Origin of the sequence: Vibrio sp. 779(2023) (assembly GCF_033344285.1) — a bacterium.
Classification (GTDB): domain Bacteria; phylum Pseudomonadota; class Gammaproteobacteria; order Enterobacterales; family Vibrionaceae; genus Vibrio; species Vibrio alginolyticus.
Genome location: NZ_JAWPOM010000003.1, coordinates 384,956 through 408,243, shown reverse-complemented (window position 1 = coordinate 408,243; position 23,288 = coordinate 384,956). Strand labels below are relative to the sequence as shown.

Genomic DNA, 23,288 nt, shown 5'->3' with positions numbered 1-23,288 from the left:
TGCCTGTGGCTATCAGAGCCAATTCGATGACTCATCTTTAAGCCTCAACATGACCGATGTGCATGGCTACTTTTAGCGCTTGTTTATTGAGATTAGATGCCTCCCAAGCAACAACAACACGACTAATGAGAGGGATATCATCAATCTCAGCGACTGTCGCGGAATCATCGAGATGTTCAGCCAGTGAGCGCGGAACGAGAGCAATACCTAACCCGGCCTGCGCCATGGCAATCGTCGTACGAAGTTGCGGTGCTGCGAACTGTGGTTCGAGCCTTACTCCTGCGTCGGCAAAAAGTGTGCTCATGCCATCAAACAATGCGGGTCCAGTCTCTCGTGGAAACAGTAAAATTTTATGGCCTCTCAACTGTTTCATCTGGATACAGGGATACTTTGCCAGTTCGTGGCCCGCCGGAATCACCGCGACAAACGGGTCGTTAAACAACACCTTGTGCTCAAAAGGCTCACTGGCGTAACAGGGTAGCCGCATGATTGCGAGATCAAGTTGTTTGCTTTTTAACTGAGTGGCAAGCTCTGGCATTGACAGTTCCGCCGTCTGTAAATGAACCCCATTCTCTTGAATACGCCCAATCCTCTCCAATACCTTAATGCAGGTTGATGTTGACGTCGCGAACCCAATTTTAACCTGCGTATTTTCACCACGGGCAATCTGTCGGGCTTTTGCTTTAGCGCGTTCCACATCAGCAAGAATATTTACCGCATCCGTATAAAAGACTTGCCCTGCATGGGTCAGTTCTACTCCTCTAGACAAGCGCTTAAATAAGTCCACGCCAAGCTCGTGCTCTAGCTTTTTGATTTGTTGACTCAAAGGAGGTTGCGCAATCCCTAACCGTTCAGCTGCTCGGGTAAAGTGACGAGTCTCGGCGACCGCGACAAAATACTTCAGGTAGCGAAATTCCATATATTTTCCATATCAAAATAAATCTTTTTTATATTGGATTTAGCACCGTGTAGAAGTCAATCTAAATATACTCTTCATTGCATAACTGGTCTTACTCATGCGTGGATTTTATAACCCTCTATGTGCTTGTTCGCTTGAAGTAGCGAAAGAATTTTCTGAATACCATCACGTTACCGGAGATGGTGAGATTTATCAGACTTCGTTAATGAGTGCTTTGATCGCTGGTGTTTACGAAGGCTCAACAACCATAGAAGAACTGCTGAAACATGGGGATTTTGGTTTAGGTACGTTCAATGAATTGGATGGTGAGTTGATTGCGTTTGATAAGGAAGTTTTTCAACTCAAGTCGGATGGCTCCGCAAACCCGGCAGACCTGGCGCAAAAAACGCCCTTTGCTGTCATGACTTTTTTTAAGCCTGATATCGAGCTGCCACTGACATCGCGCATGTCACGTCATGAAGTCCATAGCATCATAGACGAGATGGTTCCAAGCGATAACCTATTTTGCGCAGTGCGCATTGATGGCGTTTTCGATTCAGTTCGTACTCGCACCGTACCTAAACAAACACGCCCTTATCGGCCAATGCTTGAAGTGGTCAAAGAACAACCAACGTTCCGCTTCACGCATAAGCAAGGCGTGGTCGCCGGCTTTCGCAGTCCTAAATATACGACTGGCATCAATGTGCCCGGCTATCACGAACACTTTATTACCGATGACCGCCAAGGAGGTGGTCATATTCAGGATTACAGCATTTCGTCAGGGTTCCTCCAGATTGGCAAAGTCTCGCGGCTAGTGATTGATACCCCGGTATCGACAGACTTCCTCAACGCCAATTTGGCTCCGGAAGATATAAATACCGCCATAGAAAAGGCGGAAAAGTAACAAAGTCAGGCAAATAATAAGGACAACAAATGCAATCCAAACCTTCAAATAAAAATGGATCTCAGTTGATCGCTCAACAGCTAGAGTCTCTCGGCATTAAGTACATTTTCGGTATTCCCGGTGCAAAAATCGATCGACTGTTCGATGCGATTGAAGACACTAACATCCAAATGATTCCGGTACGCCACGAAGCTAACGGCGCATTTATGGCGGGCGTTATGGGAAGACTAACCGGCAAAGCAGGCGTCACCATGGTTACGTCAGGCCCTGGCTGTGGAAATCTAGTTACGGGAGTGGCAACAGCAAACTCCGAAGGCGATCCGCTGATTGCTATCGGTGGTGCGGTGAAACGAACTGACCAGCAAAAACAAACACACCAGAGCATGGATACCGTCAGTATTTTTCGCTCTATAACTAAGTTCAGTGCTGAAGTGCAGCATGTGGACGCCGCAAGCGAGATCATGGCGAACGCATTTCGTATCGCAGAGTCAGGTCGTCCTGGGGCTTGCTTTTTGAGTCTCCCCCAAGATGTTTTATCCGAGCAAACCCAAACGGACATTATTGTCCCCTCGCCTTACACACAGCCTGGTTGCGCAGACATCGCAGCAATCGAAGAAGCGGTCAGTCGAATCAGTAAAGCAAAGCGCTGTGTGGTTTTACTTGGCCTTCACGCGAGCCGCAGTAAAAACGCTGCTGCTATCGCCCGATTTCTTCAAAATACGCAGCTACCCGTTGTCGGCACTTACCAAGCCGCCGGCACGGTAGACATCAATTACTATCATCACTTTGCTGGGCGTGTCGGTTTGTTTAATAACCAACCTGGCGATGTTTTACTGCGGGACGCCGATTTAATTCTCACCATCGGCTTTAGCCCAATAGAGTATGACCCTGAGCTTTGGAACAGCCACCGCAACCCAGTGATTCACCTCGATATTGAACCGGCAGAATACCAACTTAATTATCAGCCTTGTGTTGAAATCGTCGGAAACATTGCGCAGTCATTAGACAAGATGGGCAGCTATATCTCTGAATATGCCCGCCTTTCCCCAACGGCACTTTCAGTACTGGAAGAGGTAGCACTGCAACGGCAAGTGATCAAAACCTATCCCAATGTCTATCACAAGCAAGGATTTCATCCACTGGCACTGATTAAAGCCATGCAATCTATCATCACACCAGATACCACGCTATGTCTTGATATGGGGAGCTTCCACATCTGGATCGCTCGTTACTTAAGTTGTTTTCGAGCTCGCCAAATGCTGGTGTCTAACGGCCAACAAACAATGGGCGTTGCACTACCATGGGCCATTGGTGCCAGCCTACTAAAACCTGGTAGCAAAGTGGTATCGATATCAGGAGACGGCGGTTTTATGCAATCGAGCATGGAGTTAGAAACCGCGGTTAGACTGAACTGTAATATCGTCCATATTGTGTGGGTTGATAACGCCTACAACATGGTAGAAATGCAAGAGATCAACAAATATCAGCGCTGCTCTGGTGTGAAATTTGGACCAATTGATTTCAAGGCGTACGCCGAATCATTTGGCGCGAAAGGCTTCGCAGTGACTAGTCAACACGAATTGCTACCGACATTGAATAAAGCCATGGACGTTGAAGGACCAGCAGTGGTGGCTATCCCCGTAGATTACAGCGACAACGACAAACTGATGTTGCCGCGCACAGAGAAAAATCAAGATCCCGTTTTTGTAAGTTTCGAAGGAGAAATCGCATGAGAGGATTAAAAAATAAAGTCGCACTCGTCACTGGTTCTGCCAATGGTATTGGTTTGGCCATCGCAAAACGTTTGTATGAAGAAGGCGCAAACGTCGCTCTTGCCGATTGGAATGAAGAGCAATTGGCAAACGCCGTTGAGGGCTTTGATAAACAGCGTGTGTCTGCGCATTCTATTGATGTTTCTGACCCAGAAAAAGTCGCAGCACTGATTTCTGATGTTGTTACCCGTTTCGGTAAACTGGATATTTTAGTAAACAATGCTGGCGTACATGTCCCTGGTTCCGTGATTGAAGGTAGTGTGGAAGACTGGAAGAAGATCTCTGGTGTAAACATTGATGGTGTTGTTTATTGCGCGAAGTTTGCTTTGCCTGAACTCTTAAAAACGAAAGGTTGTATGGTAAATACCGCGTCCGTTTCCGGTTTGGGTGGTGACTGGGGTGCCGCATTCTATTGCGCGAGTAAAGGCGCAGTGGTGAACCTTACCCGAGCGATGGCATTGGACCATGGTGCGGATGGGGTAAGAATTAACGCCGTATGCCCAAGTTTAGTAAAAACCAACATGACAAACGGCTGGCCGCAGGACATCCGCGATAAATTCAATGAGCGCATTGCGCTTGGCCGAGCAGCCGAACCTGAAGAAATTGCGTCTGTCGTGACTTTCTTGGCAAGTGATGACGCATCTTTCATTAATGGCGTAAACCTACCTGTAGACGGCGGTGCCACCGCATCAGATGGTCAACCTAAAATAGTATAAGCATGAAATAGACAGATCAGTGAGAGACGTTCTACTACCTTTCGGATCGATGCTGATCTGTCGCTTTACGCTCTGAGCACACAACCCGTGCCGGCAATAAACTCAACCACTCGACCGCTGTTAGAGATATCTCAACAACTTAAACCAGCAACGAGAAATTAATGTTTCACACAAACCGACAAACTATGTGAGCATTCCATCAGGCATAGAGTGAAGACTTATGTATCAGCGATTCACAAAGAACCAGACAGTTTCCGCGAATACTTTCTAAAGAAGTCTCAGTGACGACTAACGTTTCTGCCACACCATCCATTGCTCTCTGCCTTTAAAAACCTCAACACTGTTTGCCACCACTGAGAACTTCACAAGTTCAAACGTGGGCTCTAGAAAAGATGCCAACTCCCCACTTCGCAAACAAAATGGAGGAAAGCGTGATAGGTAATTATCATCAATGACGAAAAAACCAATTAGAAAACCTCCGCTTGGCAATAATTTATCCACCATCGAAAAGTATTCTGACCACATATCTCTCGGTAGTGCTGCGAGAAAGGCCCGCTCGTAAATGACATCAAACGAGTGAGAAAAATCGGCATTAAATACATCACCCAATACGACTTTATCTTTGTAGTTACCTAACGTTGATTGCGCCATTTTTACCGCTTCTTGGCTGTAATCCATCGCGATCACGTCATGCCCATATTGAATAAAAGTGCTCAGTTCATAAGCGGCACCACACCCAGGAATAAACACTGACTGGCCTACATGAAGTGAATTGTCGAGATAGTCCTTGAGTTCTTGAGGTGTCGATTGGGCATCCCAAGGCATAGTGCCTCGGATAAACAAATCATCCCAGAATTGTGTGTTAATCATTGGTGCCTGTTTCATTTACCCGCTCCCTGATTGCGGTAGTAAAAAATAAAGGGATACGCAGCGCAATGTGGTATCCCTTTTCTAGCCTTTTGTCTGACGTTGTTAGTTTTTTATGACAACCACTTTCTACTGCACTTATGCCACCAATGAGTTAACTGCGAAGATCATTGATTAACGGCTGCTCCGCTTGGTTCGGTACAAACTGGACATTGCCTTTCAGTTTAGTGACAGACTGGAGTGTTGCTTGAATGTCCTCTGCTGATACATGCACATCATGACAACAGAAAGTAATGGCATCGTTGAAGCCATCGCGCTCAATTTTCAAGGAGCCTTTAATATCGTGGCGACGACAGACTTCTTGGATCTGATGCGGATAAACAAACAGCCCTTTTACTTTCACCGCGGAGTCTGCTCGTCCCATCCAGCCCTTAATTCGTGCATTCGTGCGTGAAGAATCAGAACTTGTCTCTAGGTATGCCGATAAATCTCCCGTTGCGTAGCGAATCAGCGGGAACTTCTCATCGAGCGACGTTACAACGACTTCACCGACTTCTCCCGGTTGTACAGGAACACCATCAGGATCAACGATTTCAACAATAATATCTTCGGCAATCACTAATCCTTGTTCACCAGACACTTGATAAGCAATCAAACCAAGCTCTGCACTTGCGTAGGCTTGAAAGACTGCAATGCCTTTTTCCTCAAACATCTGTTGCATGTCTGCTGTAACCGCTTCACCAGAGACCAGAGCTTTCTCAAAGCTAGGCAGCTCATTGTATTTCTCTTGGTACTTTTGTAGCAACGTCAGCAAATAAGAAGGTGTGCCAGTGTAACCATTAGGTTGAAGCTGTTTAATTGCCTCTATTTGCGCTTCGGTATTGCCTACTCCAGCCGGAAATACCGCACAGCCACAAGCCCTTGCGCCACCATCCATAATAAATCCGCCAGGAGAGAAATGGTAAGAGAGCGTGTTATGCACTAAATCACCCGCACAGAACCCAGCAGCGTGAAACGCGCGCCCCATACGCCAGAAATCGGCCTCATCCGTTTGAGCCTCATATAACGGCCCAGGAGATTGGAATACGCGCGCCATTTGACCAATGGCAACGCTATTTAAGCCACCAAACGGCGGTTTAAGTTGCTGCTGATTAGGTACATTGAACTTACGTGTAATCGGGAGCTGAGCAAGCCCTTCACGATTGTTTGCCAATGTAGGATCTAACTCAGAAAAATGCGCTGCGTAATGTTCGCTATTGGCTTTCGAATTCTCAATCAGTGCTGGCAAACGTTGAAACAGCGACTCTTCTCGCGCCTGTAGAGACAACGATTCTTTCGCATCAAATAGTTCGTTCATCCTTGCTCCTTACAACCAACGCTTACGACGTTTGTAAGATTTCAGATTCTTAAAGCTCTTGCGATCTTCATCGCCGCCGCCAAGGTAGAATTCTTTTACGTCCTCATTGTTTAGCAATTCGTGCTTGCTGCCATCTAGTACGATTTTGCCTGATTCCATGATGTAACCGTAATCGGCCGCTTGAAGAGCGAAGTTGGCATTCTGCTCAACCAAAAGCATGGTAATACCTTGCTCTTTGTTGATCTTGTTAATAATGCTGAATACTTCTTTAACTAGCAGTGGAGAAAGCCCCATAGACGGTTCGTCCAACAAAATCATCTTCGGTCGAGCCATTAATGCTCGGCCAATCGCTAACATTTGTTGCTCACCGCCAGACAAATAGCCCGCCAGGCCAGTGCGCTCTTTGAGTCGCGGGAAATAGTCAAACACCATTTCGATGTCTTGTTCAACTTCGTTGTCAGTGCGTGTATAAGCGCCTAAGCGAAGATTTTCTATTACCGTCATATCTTCAACAATTCGGCGCCCTTCCATAACTTGGAAGATGCCCGAACGGACGATCTCTTCCGGGCTTTTGTTGTCTATACGCTCGCCCATGAAGTTGATTTCGCCGCGCGTCACTTCACCATCTTCGGTTTTCAATAAACCAGAAATGGCTTTCAACGTTGTGGATTTACCCGCACCGTTGGCGCCCAGTAAGGTCACAATCTGCCCTTTTGGAACTTCTAAACTCACACCGCGAAGTACTAGTATTACTTCGTCGTAGACGACTTCAATGTTGTTCACTGAAAGCAGTATTTCTGCCGGTTCGATATTCGTTGCTAATTCAGCCATCAAACTACTCCTTGCTAGGGTGAGAGTGTTCTCTCACCCATCCTTATTTTCAGTAGGCTTTGTTATTAATAAGTCGTAAATTAGTAACCTAGCCAATCGTCACGACGTGACAATGTCACCTGAGATACTTTCTTAATATCAACTGCGCCGCCATCGTTGTTGCCCATAAAGACGTTCACAGTTGTTGTGCCTCGGTGATCTTCCGGTTTCCAGTTCGCAGGGACACAAACACCTTCTAAGCCTTGTGGTACCCAGTTGTCATGGACATACATGCCCTTCTTGATGTTTTCACCTGTGATGCCACCGTTGTCTTTCGCCCACTCCATTGCTTCTTTCATATAGAACGCAGAACAAATACCGCGAATGTAATGGTGAGTTCTGAATTCGCCCGGCTCTGATTCAGACTGCTTAGAAATCTCACGAACCAGCTTCATGCCCTCATTATCATCTCCCCAAAACGCCGTCATACCCGGGAAAACGTAATCTTTAAGGCCATCGCCTGCTGCTTCAAGCACTGGCTTGTCGCCGCCCCAAATGTTTGCCATGTACTGGAACTCTGTCCCAACCGTGTTACAAGACTTCACTAGTGAGATAACCGAGCTACCGATATTAGCAATGTAACCGTAGTTGGTGCCTGACTCTTTCAGCGACAAACATTGCGCTTTGAAGTCCCCTGGTTTTAGTGACACAACGACTGGGTTTTGCACATCAAAACCAAGCTCTTTAGCGTACTCTGCACACGCTTCTTTTGGCGCATTCGGGAATGGATGGTTATCGCCAATGTGCGTAAATTTCGGCGCACCTTGATTGCCCTTAGATTCCCAATCTTCTTTCGCCCACTTAACTAGCGCACGGCACGCATCTGAGTACGACGCACCATAAAAGAAATTATAAGGCGCTGGTTTCGCGGTTTTTGGGTTTTTGCCAGTTGGGTCAGTTAAGTGACCAGAATAAGAAGCAGAGAACACCGGCACTTTGTCTTTGGTAACAAACGAAATAAGTGCTTCGGTATCCGCCGTACCCCAACCTTGCAGCGCAACCATGTCTTTACGCGCCACCCAACGTTTATAGTTGGAAATCGCCACTGGTACTTTGTACGCCATGTCTACTGTTTCAAATTCGAGCTCGGTACCGTTAATGCCACCGTTTTGGTTAATCCAACGCAATGCATCTCGCACGCCAGAACCATAGGGCTTGCTCACATAGGCCGTTGGTCCAGAAAAATCGACTAATTGCCCGACAAACACAGAATCTTTTGCCCAAGTTGCGGTAGTAAACAGTGCAGATGACAGCACCAACGTTGTCGCTAAATGTCCTTTGTTCATAACTCGTTGTCCTTGTTATTGAGGTATATTCCACTTAATTCCACGTTAATATGAGAACGGATAGTGTTTCCAATATGCTCGAATCTGTTGCCAGCGATGCGATAATCCTTGAGGTTCGAAAATGAGGAACAGCATGATGACTAAACCAATCGCCATTTCTTTGAAGTAAGCCAGACCATCAGTGAAAGCGGTGGTATCACCAAACGCTGAAAGCCCCGTTACGCCAAACTCTAAAACTTCAGGCAGCAGTACGATAAATATCGTCCCCATCAGCGTACCTTTGACTGAGCCTAAGCCACCAATGATGATCATTGCCAAAAACTGGATAGACATCATGATGGTGAAGCCTTCTGCTGATACAAACCCTAGATAATGTCCGTAGAGTGCGCCCCCGATGCCTGCATAGAATGCACACACTCCAAATGAGAGCAGACGATACTTAGTTAGGTTGATGCCCATGATCTCTGCTGACAGATAGTGATCTCGTACTGAGACAAACGCGCGACCGTCACGAGAACGGATTAAGTTTGATGCCCACATATACATGAAGATCAGCGCAAACAGAGCGATATAGAAAAAGCTTTCGTCAGTCGTAAACTCAAAGCCAAACAAATTAATTGGGTTCGCGCTAGCACCGTATGAGCCGCCACTGAACCAATCTGCGCGAGCAAAGAAGTCCTCTAGAATAAACTGCGCCGCCAACGTTGCGATAGCTAGGTATAAACCTTTAATTCGAGCCGCTGGCAGACCAAACAGCATCCCCACAATCATGGTTAAGTAACCCGCGAGCGGAATCGCAAACACGACTGGAATGTTAAACTGGTTATTTAACCAAGCCGATGCAAAGGCGCCAAAGCCAAAGAACGCACCGTGACCTAGCGAGATTTGTCCGGTAAAACCAACCAGAATGTTTAAGCCCAATGCCGCGATACCGAGGTATGCAATCTGAATAAACAGGTTTAGGAAGTAAATATCCAAGACCAGCGGTGCTGCCAGCATGGCGATGACACCAGCAATCGCAAGGCTTCTGATGGTTTTGGTTTCAAAAATTGGCGTATCGCTTTTGTATGTGGTTCGAAAATCCCCACATGGGCGCATGCTAAGTTGAGCCATGTTATTTCTCCTTAAATACGCTCAATATCTTTGGTACCAAACAGGCCATATGGCTTGAAGGCAAGAATGATTAACAGCACATAGAATGGTGCGATGTTGTACAGGTTACCCACTTGCAGGTATTGGCTATCAAAAAACTCAGCCAAGTTTTCTAGCACCCCGATGGTGATACCACCGACAATTGCGCCGACTACCGAATCTAAGCCACCTAAAATAACGGCTGGGAAAACTTTGATACCAATAATGGATAGCGCGTCAGATACGCCGTTAACGATACCGATAACAATCCCTGCTGTTGCAGATACCATTGCCGAAATGGCCCAACTGATGGCGAACACTTTCTTGATGGAAATGCCAAGACTCTGGGCTACTTGCTGGTTAAATGCCGTTGCGCGCATTGCCAGACCCATTTTGCTGAATTTGAAGAACCAGTAAAACGCGCCCATGATGAGCATTGAGAAGATCAAACTCAGAATGTAAGCAAACTCAACATTCAAACCTCCGATATTCACCACGTTGGTTTCAAACACTTGCGGGTACGACACAGCAGAGACGCCAAATATCCACTTCATCAGCGCTTGGAAAAACATCGATAGACCGATGGTCACCATGATCACAGAAATAATCGGTTCACCAATCAACGGTCTGAGCACAATGGTTTGCACGGCGATACCAAAAATCATCATGAACGCGAGCGTGAGTAAAAAGCCAATAAAGAACGGTAACTGTAGGTGCACCAATGCCGCCCAACATACCCACGCGCCAATCAACAAGAACTCACCCTGAGCAAAATTGACCACCTGGGTCGATTTGTAAATCAATACAAAGCACATGGCGACAACGCCATACAACATGCCAACGATCACGCCATTAATGACGAGTTGCAGTAATAAATCCGTATTCACTATGCGATCCTCCGTTGTTCGCTATCCACTAGTGTTGGCTCATGCTCAATAAGCGTTTCAATAACTAGCGACGTTTGAATGCGTGTTTTAGTGCCATCTTGATAAGTGATCACTGTATCGACATCGACTTTTGGATCGTCGCTGTAGATGGTTTCGATGATGTCTCCGTATTTCTCTGCAACCACACCACGACGCACTTTACGCGTACGAGTTAACTCGCCATCGTCGGCATCCAGCTCTTTGTAAAGTAGAATGAATTTGCTGATCTTCTGTGCATCCGGTAGGGATTCGTTCACTTTTTGAACTTCTTCACGAATCGCTTGGTACACTTCTGGTTGAGCAGATAAGTTGGTGTAGTTGGTAAATGCCAAGCCGCGTTGCTCTGCCCACTTCGCGACGATCGCATAGCGAATACAGATGATGGCAGACAGCCAAGGTCGACCTTTACCTACCACCACGGCTTCTGCAATAAACGGCGAGAACTTGAGTTTGTTTTCAATGAACTGCGGAGAGTAGCGGTTGCCGTGGCTGGTTTCCGACATATCTTTCAGACGATCAATCACCACCAAGTGACCGGAATCTTTAAAATAGCCCGCATCGCCTGTGTGCATCCAACCATCTTGAACATCTTCATCATATGCTGCTTGGTTGTTTAAGTAGCCAGTAAACATGCCTGTACTTTTCGCGATGATTTCACCAACGCCATTGCTGTCTGGGTTGATGACTTTCACTTCTGCATTATCAAACGCAACGCCAACCGAATCATAGTCCACGTCATCGGCTTGGTGGACGGTGTACGCACCACACATTTCGGTTTGACCGTAAAGCTGCTTGAGTGGTACACCGATCGCTTGCAAGTAACGGAAAGTGTCAGGCCCCATCGCCGCGCCGCCCGTTGCAGCAGATGTTAGGTTCGAAAAGCCTAAACGGTCTCGCAAAGCACGCAAAAGAATCCATTCGGCGAGTTTAGAACGTTTGCCCTGCTCTAACGCTTTGTTGGCTAAGCTCATGCCCAGTTTGTACATCTTTTGCTTAAACGGTGTCGAATCCATCATTCGTGCAGACACGTCTGCCACAATGTTTTCCCACACTCGCGGCGCTAACAGCACAAAGTTTGGACCGATTTCACGCAAGTCGGACATCATGGTTTCTTGTTCTTCCACAAAGTTAACGATTTGACGAGAAATCAACGCCTGACCAACCACGTAAACCTGCTCCATAATCCAAGGCAAAGGCAGAACAGAAACGTAGTTGTCGCCTGGGGAACGAGGGTCTGCACGCAAGTAAGCCGCACAGTGATCCAAGAACGTGCCACTGTGTAGCTGAGCCAATTTTGGTTTAGAAGTCGTACCCGACGTTGTACAAAGAATTGAAAGATCGCTGCCTTTGGTTTCAACAACCATATTGAGATATTTGTCTGGGTCCGCTTTATCAATCAGCTGACCTTTTTTGTAGACCTGTTCAACATCAATCAATCTTGGATCATCGTATTTACGCATTCCACGAGGATCGCAGTAAATAATGTATTCAACGCTAGGAATTTCATCACCAAGCTCAAGCAGCTTGTCGCATTGCTCTTCATCTTCGGCAATCACGACTTTTGCTTTGGCATAGTTGATAAGGTACGCCACCTCTTCGTGCATAGAATCTTGATAGATGCCCAGCGAGAAACCTTTGATCGCATGTGCCGCTAACTCGCCCCATACCCATTCCGGGCGGTTATCACCTAGCAAACCAACGACATCTTGCTCACCAATACCTAAATCTTGTAGTGCCAGTGCCATCCACTTGACGCGGTTTTCATAATCCTTCCAAGTGAACTCTCGCCATATACCAAACTCCTTTTCACGCATTGCGACTTGTTCGGGCCAGTTCTTGGCATTGTGTTGCAACACTTTTGGAAAGGTATCTAAGCGGGTTATATCTGCCCAATCATTATGTTGCTGTGCCATTATGCACTCTCCTCTAATGTCGGTAACTCTTCGCCTAAGTACGCTTGTTTCACATGTGGGTTGGCCATCACTTCTTCAGGCTCACCCGTAGCAATGTGTTTACCGAAATCCAAAACCAAAACGCGATTAGAGATGTCCATGACCACGCCCATATCGTGCTCAATCATGATGATCGTGATATCTAATTCTTCATTCAGATCCATGATGTAACGTGCCATGTCTTCCTTTTCTTCCAAGTTCATTCCTGCCATTGGTTCATCAAGCAGCAATAACTTAGGTTTTAAGGCAATGGCACGAGCAAGCTCTACACGCTTACGTAAGCCGTAAGATAGGGTGCCTGCAGTCGCTTTTCGGATGTGCTGGATTTCTAGAAAATCGATCACGTCTTCCACATATTTGCGGTGCGCCATCTCTTCTTTCTGCGCATTAGAGAACCAATAGAGTGGCCCCGTGACGAAGTTATTTTTCAGTAGGTGGTGTCGGCCAACCATGATGTTGTCCAGTACCGACATATGAGAAAAGAGCGCTAAGTTTTGGAAGGTTCTTCCCAGCCCTAACTCAGCTCGTTGGCTTGGTGTACGTTTAGTTACGTCATCTCCAGCGAAGATTACAGAGCCTTTGTTTGGTGTGTATCGACCAGAGATGCAATTGAGCATTGAGGTTTTACCTGCACCGTTTGGACCAATGATTGAAAAGATTTCCTTTTCATTCACATGGAAGCTCACATCAGTTAAAGCTTTCACCCCACCAAAAGCCAATGAAATATCGTTTACCTGCAACAGAGGCGATTCCGATACCATAGTTGATCTCCCTTTCGTTATTTTAAGTGCGTTCCATTGAGCACTATTTGATCAAACCTAACTTTGATACTGGTAACCGCTTTTACACCTATGCATCAACTTTGTATTCAGTTTACGTAAACGTCAATTTAAAATCAGAATAGTGCCTGAAAGATTAAGTTGCAATCGAGTTCATCGAGAAAGATTTGAACTAACGCAAACTTTAAGTAAATAAATTGTTAATAAAAATTATTCTCAAACGCTTACATATTTGGATAGTTAGGACCACCACCACCTTCTGGCGGAGTCCAAGTAATATTTTGACTTGGATCTTTGATGTCGCAGGTCTTACAGTGGATACAGTTGGCCGCATTTATTTGAAGCTCTGGCTGCTGCTCCCCCTGTACGATTTCATACACGCCAGCCGGACAATAGCGCTGTGCTGGCTCTGCATATAATTCAAGGTTCTGCTCAATAGGAATCCGCTGGTTCTCCAGTCGTAAGTGGCATGGTTGATCTTCCTCATGGAAGATATTGGATAGATAAACAGAAGAGAGGCGATCGAAACTTAACACGCCATCAGGCTTCGGATAGACAATTTCATTGCTGTTTTCCGCCAATAACAGAGACTGATGATCAGGCTTATCACAGCGGATATGCCACTTAGCTTTGCCTTTTAATACGTTATGTTCCAGCAGCGCTAAACCACCGCCCAGCCACGATCCAAAGCGGTGAATACCACTTGAGAAGTTACGTGCTTGATAAAGCTCTTCATACAGCCAAGACTGTTTGAAATGCTTTTGATAATCAGCAGTAACTGACTGACTCTCAAGGGCTTCACATACTGCTTCAGCGGCAAGCATGCCAGATTTCATTGCGGTGTGTGTGCCTTTGATTTTAGCGCCGTTAAGTGTTCCTGCATCACAGCCAATTAACAAGCCACCAGCAAACTGCTGCGTGGGAAGCGAATGAAAGCCGCCCTTGGTGATCGCTCTCGCGCCATAGCTAATACGCTTCCCATTTTTGAGGTATTGCTCAATCAACGGGTGGTGTTTAAAACGTTGAAACTCATCAAATGGACTCAAGTGCGGATTCTTATAATTCAAGTCAACAATCAACCCGACGGCAACTTGGTTTCCCTCTAAATGGTAGAGATAACTGCCACCTGTAGCTTCATTTGATAACGGCCAACCTAATCCGTGCACTACTAAACCTTGCTGATGCTGCTCTGATGGGATTTCCCACAGCTCTTTAAAACCGATAGCGTAGTGTTGAGGCGTTTTCTCTTCAGCAAGATTAAATCGGTTAATCAACTGCTTACCAATATGCCCCCGTGCGCCTTCAGCAAATAAAGTAAACTTCGCTCGTAGTTCAATACCAGGTTCGAAATTTCCTTTTTGTTCACCATTTTTATCTAATCCCATATCGCCCGTGATCACGCCACAAACACGACTATCTTCATCGATGATCGCTTGACTGGCGGTAAAACCTGGGTAGACCTCCACCCCCAAGTTCTCAGCCTGCAACGCCATCCATCGGCATAGACTGCCCAAACTTATGATGTAATTACCTTTGTTATGTAACGTATTAGGCACCGCCCAAGAAGGCAGTTCATGACCATTGATGTCATTGCCTAGATAGTAGGTTTTATCTTGGTTTACTTTGGTATTGAGCGGAGCGCCTTTCTCTTCCCAGTCGGGAAAAAGCTCATCCAAACTCCGCGTTTCAAACACCGCACCCGATAAAATATGCGCTCCAACTTCAGAACCTTTTTCTACCACGCAAACAGAGAGCTCTTGTTTTTTTTCTGCTGCTAATTGTTTGATTCGGCATGCCGCAGACAAGCCTGCGGGACCTGCGCCTACAATCAGAACATCAAATTCCATGCAGTCTCTTTCCATGATTGCATTCCTTTTTCTTTGCATGTTGCCAACTTGTTAATCAACAATATATTTAAAGTTGACGCAAACGTAAAGGTAAATTAACATCATTTTAAAGACGTCATCACATCGTCTTCACTGTTAACACATAGTCTTCACTGTAAAAGGAATCTAACGTGAAAATACTAGTGCCAATCAAAAGGGTCATTGATCCCTACGTTAAAGTTCGCGTGAAAGCGGACCATAGCGATGTTGAAACCAATAACGTCAAGATGACGATTAATCCATTTTGCGAAATAGCCGTTGAAGAAGCCGTACGACTAAAGGAGCAAGGTATTGCAGATGAAGTCATCGTTGTCAGTGCCGGCGGTAGCCAGTGTCAGGAGCAACTACGTACCGCGCTTGCATTAGGCGCCGATCGCGCTATTCATGTCGATACTGAAGACAAAATAGAGCCATTAGTTGTTGCTAAGCTGCTCAAAGCTCTAGTTGAGCAAGAACAAGTACAGCTTGTGATTACGGGTAAACAATCCATTGATACGGACAACAACCAAGTGGCTCAGATGCTGGCCGCCCTACTTGACTGGCCTCAAGCAACTTTCGCTTCCGACGTGAAGATTGAAGATCAAAAAGTTCAGGTCGTGAGAGAAGTGGACGGCGGCTTGATGACGGTCGCGATGAACTTACCTGCGGTGATCAGTACTGACTTACGCCTGAATGAACCGCGTTTTGCCTCTTTGCCTAATATCATGAAAGCTAAGCGCAAGCCGTTAGATACCATCACACCTGACAGTCTGGGTGTTGAAGTGGTATTTAGCCAAACCATTCAAGAAATCACACCGCCAGCGCAAAGAAAAGGTGGCATCAAGGTTGAATCTGTCTCAGAGCTTCTCGATAAGCTGCGTAACGAAGCGAAGGTGATTTCATGAAGAACTTAATCATAGCAGAGCATGACAATAACCAATTGCATGCGGACACACTCAAAGTGGTTAATGCAGCAAAACAAGTCAGCCAAGACAATGTTTTGATCGTAGTGGGCCACCAGTGTGAAGAAGTCGCTCAGCAAGCTTGTCGCGTTGATGGTATATCAAACGTAATTTGTGTCGATGATGAGCAACTTAAGCATCAATTTGCCGAGAGTATCGCACCTATTGTAGTGAGTATTGCTGAAGGTTTTGACGCAATCTGGGCTAGCTCATCATCAAAAGGGAAAGACCTTGCACCTCGAGTAGCAGCGAAGTTCGGCGTTGGGCAAATTTCCGATATTGTCCAAGTTATCGATGAAAACACTTTTATCCGCCCTATTTACGCAGGAAACGCATTTGCCAAAGTGACCACCAGCGACAAGGTTCGCGTCATCACCGTGCGCGCGTCTGCGTTTGAGCCGGTTACTTGTCACAACCAAGCTGATATTAAGCATCAGCAGGTCACTATCTCAGCTCCAATGGTTGAATTGGTTTCTGTCGATAAAACCGTGTCAGAACGTCCTGAATTAAGCGCGGCAGAGGTGGTTGTGTCAGGTGGACGCGGGGTCGGTAGCAAAGAGAACTTCGCGTTGATCGAACAAGTGGCCGATAAACTAGGTGCTGCCATTGGCGCTTCTCGCGCGGCGGTTGATGCCGGGTTTGTTGCCAACGACTTACAAGTGGGTCAAACCGGTAAAATCGTTGCACCTAAGCTTTATATAGCGGTTGGGATTTCCGGTGCCATCCAGCATCTTGCAGGAATGAAGGAATCCAAAGTGATTGTCGCGATCAACAAAGATCCAGAATCTCCTATCTTTGAAGTTGCCGACTATGGATTGGTTGGTGATTTATTTGAGGTACTACCTCAGCTTGCCGAACAACTTTAAACGATCAGATAAGGGGCGAACACTGCTATGTTCGCCCCTTTATTTTGTTTTTGGTCATATTCAAAAGAATTGAAATTAGAGGGACCTATGCCAAATTCTGCACCTATTTGGTCACCATCTGCTGAGCGCGTCAGCAATAGCAACTTATTACGGTTCATCGAAAAGGTTAATAAAGACAAAGCCGAAGGTACCGTAATCAACAATTACACGTCTCTACACCAGTGGTCCATTGAGCACAATGATGAATTTTGGCGACATACTTGGCAGTTTTGCAACGTAATCGGAGATATAGGTTCGCAAGTCAAGAGCCTTGGCAGTCCCAAATGGACACCAACAGGTTCTAATCATCATCATGTAAATAGAGACACAGTATGGTTTGCTGACGCCACGCTGAACTACGCAGAGAACCTCCTATCTCAGGCTGAACAATCACCAGAGCGTGAGTTTATTGTTTTTAGCAATGAAAGCGGTGAACACCGACAACTCACCGGTAAACAGTTGCTTGAACAAGTTTCTGCCATTCAACAATGGCTACTCAATTGTGGTGTCGGTAAAGGCGATGTCGTTGCGGGTTATTTGCCCTACCTTCCTGAAACCGTTATTGCCATGCTGGCCACCACCAGTCTTGGTGCCATTTGGACTTCAACCTCTCCTGATTTTGGTATCGATAGCGTCGTAGAGCGTTTTGGTCAGGTCAAACCGAAAGTTCTTTTTTGCTGTGATGGCTACCAGTTCGGAGGCAAAGCTTTCGATATGACGAACAAGAACACCACTCTTAGTAGTAAGTTAAGCAGTGCCTCCGAAGAGACTACTATTAGCGTATGCCAAATCGAATATTTACAAAACGCTGAGAGTGCTAGCACTTCTGAGTTTGTTTCTTGGTCCGATATTACTCACCACTTTTCTCCACAATCAATTCAATATCAACCAACGCTGTTTAATGACCCGTTATTCATTTTGTATTCTTCTGGTACAACAGGTCAACCTAAGTGTATTGTCCATTCCGCAGGCGGTACCTTGCTCAATCACCTCAAAGAACATCAACTGCATTGCGACATCAAATCGCAAGACAAGGTTTTCTACTACACAACATGTGGTTGGATGATGTGGAACTGGCATGTTTCCGCTCTTGCGAGTGGTGCAGCCTTAGTGATTTACGACGGTAGTCCGGTTTACCCTGATCACTCCGTCTTATGGCAATTAGCAGAAGAACATAGCGTGTCGCTGTTTGGTACTTCAGCGAAATACTTAGAAGCACTGGAACAGGCAAACTGCTCTCCAAAACTAGAACATAACCTGAAGTCACTCAAAACTCTTTGCTCAACTGGTTCGGTGCTTTACCCAGAACAATTTAATTATGTCTATCAGCACATCAAGCAGGACTTGCATCTCGCTTCTATCGCTGGCGGCACAGATATTTGCGGATGCTTTGTACTTGGAAACCCTATTTCACCAGTTTACAAAGGTGAATGCCAAGGCGCAGGGCTGGGAATCGACGCACGTGTTCTAGAGGATGGTGGACATACTATTACGCAAAAACGCGGCGAACTGACTTGTAATAACTCGCTACCTAACTTCCCTATTGGCTTCTGGAACGACAACGGCGAACGCTATCACAACGCTTATTGGAGCAAGTTTACCGATATCTGGCACCATGGCGACGATGTGATGCAAACCGAACATGGCGGCTTCATTTTTTATGGCCGTAGTGACGCAACCTTAAATCCAGGCGGCGTACGCATCGGTACCGCTGAAATCTATCAGCAAGTGAACGCGTTACCCGAGGTTGAAGACTCCATCGCTGTCGGCAAGTTAAACCAGCAGTCTGAAGAAATCTGGTTACTAGTAAAACTCGCTCACAACGTCGAGTTAACCCAACAACTCACCGATTCAATTCGCCAAACATTGAAAACAAAATGTTCACCGCGCCATGTCCCACGACAAATTTTTGCTATCAGTGATATTCCTAAAACGCGCTCAGGCAAATTGGTTGAGCTAGCAGTGAAACAATTGGTAAACGGACAAGCTGTAAAAAACATTGGTGCTATTGCTAACCCAGAAGTACTGGAAGAAATTAAAACGCTTTTCAACATAGAAAGTGGCGCCACTGTCACTTAGAGACTCAACAAGTCTTCCAACAATACAGACGGGTATAACCTAACTGTATTTTTAGCTCGCTCGATAACTCCTCCCCACTTTCGTGGAAACTGCGCGAAATATGCTTCATGTACACAAAAAAGGTGAGATAATTCTATCTCACCTTTGAGCCATATGAGCTGGAGCATTAGTTTGGGGGTTAAGCTTTTATCAGTTGGCTCATATCTTCGCGAACTTGTGGCACCGTTAAACCAACGATGATTTGAAGGCTCTCTTGATTTCTAACAATATTCACCGCTCCGTGCTGTGTGAAAAATGCGTTCTCCTTTACAAGAGAGACATCTTTAACTTTAACACGCAGACGCGTCGCGCAATTAGTTAACAAGTCAATGTTTTCTTTTCCACCCAAACCTTCAATAAAGGCACTAGCTTGTGACGGACTTGCGCTACTGTTATGGACCGCTTTCGCTTCTTTGTAGTCAGCTTTGGAATACAACTTACTATCTGCACCTTCACGTCCCGGAGTAAGTATGTTGTATTTTAAAATAAGCGCGCGAAACGTAGCAAAGTAAACACCAGTAAACATGAGACCAATAATAATCTGAATCACGTATGTTCCTGCATGGTTACCAGCCAAAGGCAACCAGTTTTGGAAAATGAAGTCTATCAAGCCAGTCTGAAAGTTACCGGAAACACCAAACATAAAGGCGATCGTTGCCATTGTCGCAGATAACAACGCATGCAAAGCAAACAGCGCAGGTGCGATAAATAAGAATGTAAACTCTATTGGTTCGGTTATCCCTGTAAGAATTGCTGTGATTGCGGCTCCGAGCACTAACCCCATCACCATCTTTTTATTTTCTTTTTTCGCAACTGAATAGAGTGCTAGTGCGATACCCGTACAACCAAACACTTTACCCATTCCCGTCAACATCAAACCACCCTGAGGAAATTGTGTCGTTAAACTTTCCGAGCTCTGGGCGAATGTCTGTATATTTTGAATCCAATAGGCAACCGTTCCGCCATCGACTGCAACTGGCCCATAAAAAACGGGACCATATACGAAATGATGCAACCCCGTTGGTATCATGATTCGCTCTAAAAACGTAAATAGCCATACCCCTAACGATCCAGCAGAAACCAAAAATGATTGCAGATTGTTAATACCATGCTGAATACTTGGCCAAGTCAAACAAGTTAGAATTGCCATCACGACCATAATGGGGAAACTAATGATCACAACCAATGGCGTTCCGCCAAATACAGCCGCCCAATCCGGTAGCTTTTTATCAAAGAATCGGTTGTGAACCCAAACAGAGAGACTTGCAATTAAAATGGCACCTAGTAAGTTGGTATCAAGCGTTAGAATGCCACCAACTTCAGTCAAACCTCGCTCACCTTCCGTATAGTTCACGCCCAGTTCTGGTCCCCAAAATTGAAGGATTCCACCAATAACGTAGTTAAACGTAATGTAGGAAACGAGTGTTGCAAGTACAGCGCGACCAGATGCTTTTTTAGCTAAAGCGATAGGTAACCCAACGGCAAAAATAAGTGCCATATTTTTAAATACAGCGAGAGATGCCTGTAAAATGATCGTCGAGACTTTAACCCAAGCACTCCCCTCTAGTGCCCAAGGAAACACTTCTTGATTTAACAGCACAACAGAGAAACCCAATAACATGCCCGCTGCTGGAAATAATAGAACGGGAACAAACATCGCGGCTCCGAACCTTTGAATAATGTCTTTCATATAAACCTCTTGTTTCATTCACGGAGCCTACAAGTAGGCCCCGAACGTCCAGTTGTTATTGAAAAAATTGAGGAAGGTAGGCTTTATTTTCTTCTAGTAATTGTTTTGTTATTTCTTTAGCTTTTGGCACATTAACCACGGTACGGTTAAGTGTGAGTGCATTAATCAGCTTTTGCTGACTTCCTTCGTACCAAGCATCCACGACTAATTTCTCGTAACCAAGTTGGCTTTCAATCATGGCTTTTTGGAAGGTTGGGATTTTTCCTACAGTAAAAGCTTTCGGTCCATCACTAGTTAGCGCAGCTGGAACTTCTACCATGGCGTCATTTTGTAAATTTGTAATAGCACCATTATTCGGTACGATGACGAGATACACATCGCTCAAGTTGTAGGCTAGCGAAGCCGCGACTCTCACCATGTATCGACCATGGATATCGGCATGCAGTGTTTCGTGCTTCGTGGTGCCCGCTTCAATTATTCTTGCGTTCAATTCGAACACTCGTTTCTCACGGCCGTTAATTACCTGCCTTGCGCGAGTATTATTGATATCCTCTTTCACCACCATTTTTTCAGGGTACAAATAGTATTGAAGATACGTATTCGGCAAAAACTCTGGATTATCAGCAAGCATTGTTCTCATGTTTTTGAATGTGGCTTGCCACGATGGGTCATCCGCTATTTCCGCATCAACCGCACTGATCCCTTCTTTTAGGATGATATTTTTAATTTTATCCGTTAAGTCTTCACCCTGTTTGTTACGAATTTTGGTAAACCAGCCATAGTGATTAAGCCCAAAATATTCAGGAACAAAGTCCCAAATTTCACACCCTAACAATTGCGCATAGCTGACCATAATCGCTGCTGGCATATCACAAATATTTAGAATTCGCTTATCATGCGGAAATTCACGATTTAAAGCTTCAGCGACAATTGCCGCCGGGTTGGTGTAATTAAGAATCCACGCATCTGGACACGTTTGTCGGATCTCGTTCACTAGCTGGATCATGTCGCCGATAGAGCGAAGTCCATATGCCATTCCTCCCGCGCCACATGTCTCTTGCCCAACACAAGAGTTGGATAGCGGGATTTGTTCATCGCGCTCGCGCATGGCCAACCCACCAGTGCGGATCTGGATAAAGAAAAAGTCCGAATCTGCGAATGCGACAGATTTATCCGTTGTATAAACAAACTCTTCAACTTCTGGATAGTGTTCTCGCAATAGAATTTCAGTAGCTAATGCATTCGACTCTTGGCGTTTCTCATCTATGTCGTAAAACACGACTTTTGCGAGTGGAAAGTTATCTTTTTCGGCAATAAGGCTGTTCATCATACCAAGTGTGTATGTACTGCCAGCACCAACAATCGTTAATTTTTGACGTTTCATTTCGCTACCTCAAATGTTTATCCTGAAAATGCATAAAATAAGTATTAATACTTTTATGATACATTTAAAGTATAAGCACAAAGATACGAGATAAAAATCACACAAAGATCCTAAGGAAAAGTATTAACTACATCTCAGATCACATTCTTGCTATCATGATCCAAGACTTAGCGAGGTATTATGAAACCCAAATACATAGACATTGCGGAACGATTAGAAAAAAAGATCAAAGATGGGGAACTACAACCGAAATCGATGCTTCCAAAAGAGAGTGATTTGCAAGAAGAGTTTTCCGTAAGCCGCGTAACCATCAGAAAAAGCTTACAAATTCTGGTCGACAATAATTTAATTAGTCGGACAAGAGGTAGTGGAACTTATGTAAACGATCTAAAAGCCCAACATGATGCCTTACATTTGCTGGGTTTTATCGAGGAAGTCAGTAAACAGGGGAAAACGCCTAGCTCTCAAGTCATAAAGTTCGAACTTAAAAAGCCGAATGAGCAGGTTGCTAAGCAGTTAAATCTCTCGCCCAATGATGATACATATGAAATACATAGACTCAGATGTATTAATGATGAGCCTGAAATTTACGAAGTCACTCATATGCCAGCAATGTTATTTCCAGACTTGAGCATAGCCATAATGAATGGTTCTAAATATGAGTACATTGAAAATAGCAAAGGATTGAAAATTGCGAAAAGCAGTCAGTCTGTCAAACCGTACTTGTTAGATGCAGAGACGGCCTCATACCTGAATGAATCAGAAGCTTCCCCTATTCTAAAAGTTGAGTCCACTGGTTACCTAGAAGATGGTCGTGCATTTGAATATACCGTCAATTACTTCCGACTTCATCAATACAGCTTCGAGTTTATTTCAACTAGGACGTAGTACTATTCGACGCTAATG

General features: G+C 45.3%; 19 protein-coding genes. 7 read left to right on the top strand and 12 right to left on the bottom strand.

Features of this window, described 5'->3' with window-relative positions; all coding sequences use genetic code 11:
* Window positions 1–37: 37 nt before the first annotated feature.
* Window positions 38–919, bottom strand: a complete 882-nt coding sequence (locus tag R8O70_RS06810) for a LysR family transcriptional regulator (RefSeq protein ID WP_213885483.1) — start codon at window positions 917–919, stop codon at window positions 38–40.
* Window positions 920–1,016: 97 nt separating this feature from the next.
* On the opposite strand from R8O70_RS06810, the gene budA reads away from it, so the two are divergent.
* The 3 genes from budA to R8O70_RS06795 are packed head-to-tail and all read left to right on the top strand — an operon-like array spanning window position 1,017 to window position 4,290.
* Window positions 1,017–1,802, top strand: coding sequence for an acetolactate decarboxylase (budA, locus tag R8O70_RS06805; protein ID WP_017633685.1), 786 nt, complete (start codon window positions 1,017–1,019; stop codon window positions 1,800–1,802).
* 29 nt (window positions 1,803–1,831) lie between these two features.
* The gene (gene alsS / locus R8O70_RS06800) at window positions 1,832–3,535 is read left to right on the top strand and encodes an acetolactate synthase AlsS (protein WP_213869872.1); all 1,704 of its coding nucleotides are present in this window, start codon (window positions 1,832–1,834) and stop codon (window positions 3,533–3,535) included.
* The gene (locus R8O70_RS06795; protein ID WP_017820351.1) at window positions 3,532–4,290 is read left to right on the top strand and encodes an SDR family NAD(P)-dependent oxidoreductase; all 759 of its coding nucleotides are present in this window, start codon (window positions 3,532–3,534) and stop codon (window positions 4,288–4,290) included. The genes alsS and R8O70_RS06795 overlap by 4 nt, the downstream gene beginning before the upstream one ends.
* Window positions 4,291–4,578: 288 nt before the next feature.
* On the opposite strand, the gene R8O70_RS06790 is transcribed toward R8O70_RS06795, so the two are convergent.
* From R8O70_RS06790 to R8O70_RS06750, 9 genes are all read right to left on the bottom strand, one after another.
* Window positions 4,579–5,175 carry a methyltransferase domain-containing protein gene (locus R8O70_RS06790; RefSeq protein ID WP_318184100.1) on the bottom strand — a complete coding sequence of 199 codons (597 nt, stop codon included), beginning with the start codon at window positions 5,173–5,175 and terminating at the stop codon, window positions 4,579–4,581.
* Window positions 5,176–5,311: 136 nt separating this feature from the next.
* Window positions 5,312–6,514 carry a phenylacetate--CoA ligase family protein gene (locus R8O70_RS06785; protein WP_170890151.1) on the bottom strand — a complete coding sequence of 401 codons (1,203 nt, stop codon included), beginning with the start codon at window positions 6,512–6,514 and terminating at the stop codon, window positions 5,312–5,314.
* Between the two features lie 9 nt (window positions 6,515–6,523).
* Window positions 6,524–7,345, bottom strand: a complete 822-nt coding sequence (locus R8O70_RS06780; RefSeq protein ID WP_005373283.1) for an ABC transporter ATP-binding protein — start codon at window positions 7,343–7,345, stop codon at window positions 6,524–6,526.
* Between the two features lie 80 nt (window positions 7,346–7,425).
* Window positions 7,426–8,670 carry an ABC transporter substrate-binding protein gene (locus R8O70_RS06775; RefSeq protein ID WP_005373285.1) on the bottom strand — a complete coding sequence of 415 codons (1,245 nt, stop codon included), beginning with the start codon at window positions 8,668–8,670 and terminating at the stop codon, window positions 7,426–7,428.
* Window positions 8,671–8,715: 45 nt separating this feature from the next.
* Complete coding sequence (locus tag R8O70_RS06770; protein WP_005382737.1) at window positions 8,716–9,783, bottom strand: branched-chain amino acid ABC transporter permease; 1,068 nt, start codon at window positions 9,781–9,783, stop codon at window positions 8,716–8,718.
* 11 nt (window positions 9,784–9,794) lie between these two features.
* Window positions 9,795–10,688, bottom strand: coding sequence for a branched-chain amino acid ABC transporter permease (locus R8O70_RS06765; RefSeq protein ID WP_005373295.1), 894 nt, complete (start codon window positions 10,686–10,688; stop codon window positions 9,795–9,797).
* Complete coding sequence (locus R8O70_RS06760) at window positions 10,688–12,640, bottom strand: long-chain fatty acid--CoA ligase (protein ID WP_213885482.1); 1,953 nt, start codon at window positions 12,638–12,640, stop codon at window positions 10,688–10,690. Before R8O70_RS06760 ends, R8O70_RS06765 begins: the two co-directional genes overlap by 1 nt.
* Window positions 12,640–13,440 (bottom strand): ABC transporter ATP-binding protein, encoded by an 801-nt coding sequence (locus R8O70_RS06755; RefSeq protein ID WP_005373297.1) that lies wholly within the window; start codon window positions 13,438–13,440, stop codon window positions 12,640–12,642. Before R8O70_RS06755 ends, R8O70_RS06760 begins: the two co-directional genes overlap by 1 nt.
* Window positions 13,441–13,682: 242 nt before the next feature.
* Entirely contained in the window at window positions 13,683–15,320 is a 1,638-nt protein-coding gene (locus R8O70_RS06750) for an electron transfer flavoprotein-ubiquinone oxidoreductase (RefSeq protein WP_064354685.1), read from the bottom strand.
* Between the two features lie 155 nt (window positions 15,321–15,475).
* Here R8O70_RS06750 and R8O70_RS06745 point away from each other — a divergent pair, with 155 nt between their 5' ends.
* The 3 genes from R8O70_RS06745 (at window position 15,476) to R8O70_RS06735 (ending at window position 19,269) form a co-directional block, all read left to right on the top strand.
* On the top strand, window positions 15,476–16,228 hold the full coding sequence (locus R8O70_RS06745) for an electron transfer flavoprotein subunit beta/FixA family protein (protein WP_318184099.1): 753 nt from the start codon (window positions 15,476–15,478) through the stop codon (window positions 16,226–16,228).
* Window positions 16,225–17,151, top strand: coding sequence for an electron transfer flavoprotein subunit alpha/FixB family protein (locus R8O70_RS06740; protein WP_017820355.1), 927 nt, complete (start codon window positions 16,225–16,227; stop codon window positions 17,149–17,151). Before R8O70_RS06745 ends, R8O70_RS06740 begins: the two co-directional genes overlap by 4 nt.
* Before the next feature lie 87 nt (window positions 17,152–17,238).
* The gene (locus R8O70_RS06735; protein WP_258625202.1) at window positions 17,239–19,269 is read left to right on the top strand and encodes an acetoacetate--CoA ligase; all 2,031 of its coding nucleotides are present in this window, start codon (window positions 17,239–17,241) and stop codon (window positions 19,267–19,269) included.
* 178 nt (window positions 19,270–19,447) lie between these two features.
* On the opposite strand, the gene R8O70_RS06730 is transcribed toward R8O70_RS06735, so the two are convergent.
* Together R8O70_RS06730 and R8O70_RS06725 are read right to left on the bottom strand one after the other, a co-directional pair.
* The gene (locus tag R8O70_RS06730; RefSeq protein ID WP_258625199.1) at window positions 19,448–20,998 is read right to left on the bottom strand and encodes an alpha-glucoside-specific PTS transporter subunit IIBC; all 1,551 of its coding nucleotides are present in this window, start codon (window positions 20,996–20,998) and stop codon (window positions 19,448–19,450) included.
* Between the two features lie 55 nt (window positions 20,999–21,053).
* A complete protein-coding gene (locus tag R8O70_RS06725; protein WP_151515680.1) occupies window positions 21,054–22,382 on the bottom strand; it encodes a 6-phospho-alpha-glucosidase in 1,329 nt (442 codons plus the stop codon).
* 180 nt (window positions 22,383–22,562) lie between these two features.
* On the opposite strand from R8O70_RS06725, the gene R8O70_RS06720 reads away from it, so the two are divergent.
* On the top strand, window positions 22,563–23,270 hold the full coding sequence (locus R8O70_RS06720; protein ID WP_053307578.1) for a GntR family transcriptional regulator: 708 nt from the start codon (window positions 22,563–22,565) through the stop codon (window positions 23,268–23,270).
* Window positions 23,271–23,288 lie beyond the last annotated feature (18 nt).

Bases quoted from the DNA above. Each gene is read 5' to 3' on its own strand.
- R8O70_RS06725 (WP_151515680.1), bottom strand. From the start codon at position 22,382: ATGAAACGTCAAAAATTAACGATTGTTGGTGCTGGCAGTACATACACA.
- R8O70_RS06755 (WP_005373297.1), bottom strand. From the start codon at position 13,440: ATGGTATCGGAATCGCCTCTGTTGCAGGTAAACGATATTTCATTGGCT.
- R8O70_RS06795 (WP_017820351.1), top strand. From the start codon at position 3,532: ATGAGAGGATTAAAAAATAAAGTCGCACTCGTCACTGGTTCTGCCAAT.
- R8O70_RS06730 (WP_258625199.1), bottom strand. From the start codon at position 20,998: ATGAAAGACATTATTCAAAGGTTCGGAGCCGCGATGTTTGTTCCCGTT.
- R8O70_RS06810 (WP_213885483.1), bottom strand. From the start codon at position 919: ATGGAATTTCGCTACCTGAAGTATTTTGTCGCGGTCGCCGAGACTCGT.
- R8O70_RS06775 (WP_005373285.1), bottom strand. From the start codon at position 8,670: ATGAACAAAGGACATTTAGCGACAACGTTGGTGCTGTCATCTGCACTG.
- alsS (WP_213869872.1), top strand. From the start codon at position 1,832: ATGCAATCCAAACCTTCAAATAAAAATGGATCTCAGTTGATCGCTCAA.
- R8O70_RS06750 (WP_064354685.1), bottom strand. From the start codon at position 15,320: ATGGAAAGAGACTGCATGGAATTTGATGTTCTGATTGTAGGCGCAGGT.
- R8O70_RS06740 (WP_017820355.1), top strand. From the start codon at position 16,225: ATGAAGAACTTAATCATAGCAGAGCATGACAATAACCAATTGCATGCG.
- R8O70_RS06785 (WP_170890151.1), bottom strand. From the start codon at position 6,514: ATGAACGAACTATTTGATGCGAAAGAATCGTTGTCTCTACAGGCGCGA.
- R8O70_RS06735 (WP_258625202.1), top strand. From the start codon at position 17,239: ATGCCAAATTCTGCACCTATTTGGTCACCATCTGCTGAGCGCGTCAGC.
- budA (WP_017633685.1), top strand. From the start codon at position 1,017: ATGCGTGGATTTTATAACCCTCTATGTGCTTGTTCGCTTGAAGTAGCG.
- R8O70_RS06790 (WP_318184100.1), bottom strand. From the start codon at position 5,175: ATGAAACAGGCACCAATGATTAACACACAATTCTGGGATGATTTGTTT.
- R8O70_RS06720 (WP_053307578.1), top strand. From the start codon at position 22,563: ATGAAACCCAAATACATAGACATTGCGGAACGATTAGAAAAAAAGATC.
- R8O70_RS06760 (WP_213885482.1), bottom strand. From the start codon at position 12,640: ATGGCACAGCAACATAATGATTGGGCAGATATAACCCGCTTAGATACC.
- R8O70_RS06770 (WP_005382737.1), bottom strand. From the start codon at position 9,783: ATGGCTCAACTTAGCATGCGCCCATGTGGGGATTTTCGAACCACATAC.
- R8O70_RS06780 (WP_005373283.1), bottom strand. From the start codon at position 7,345: ATGGCTGAATTAGCAACGAATATCGAACCGGCAGAAATACTGCTTTCA.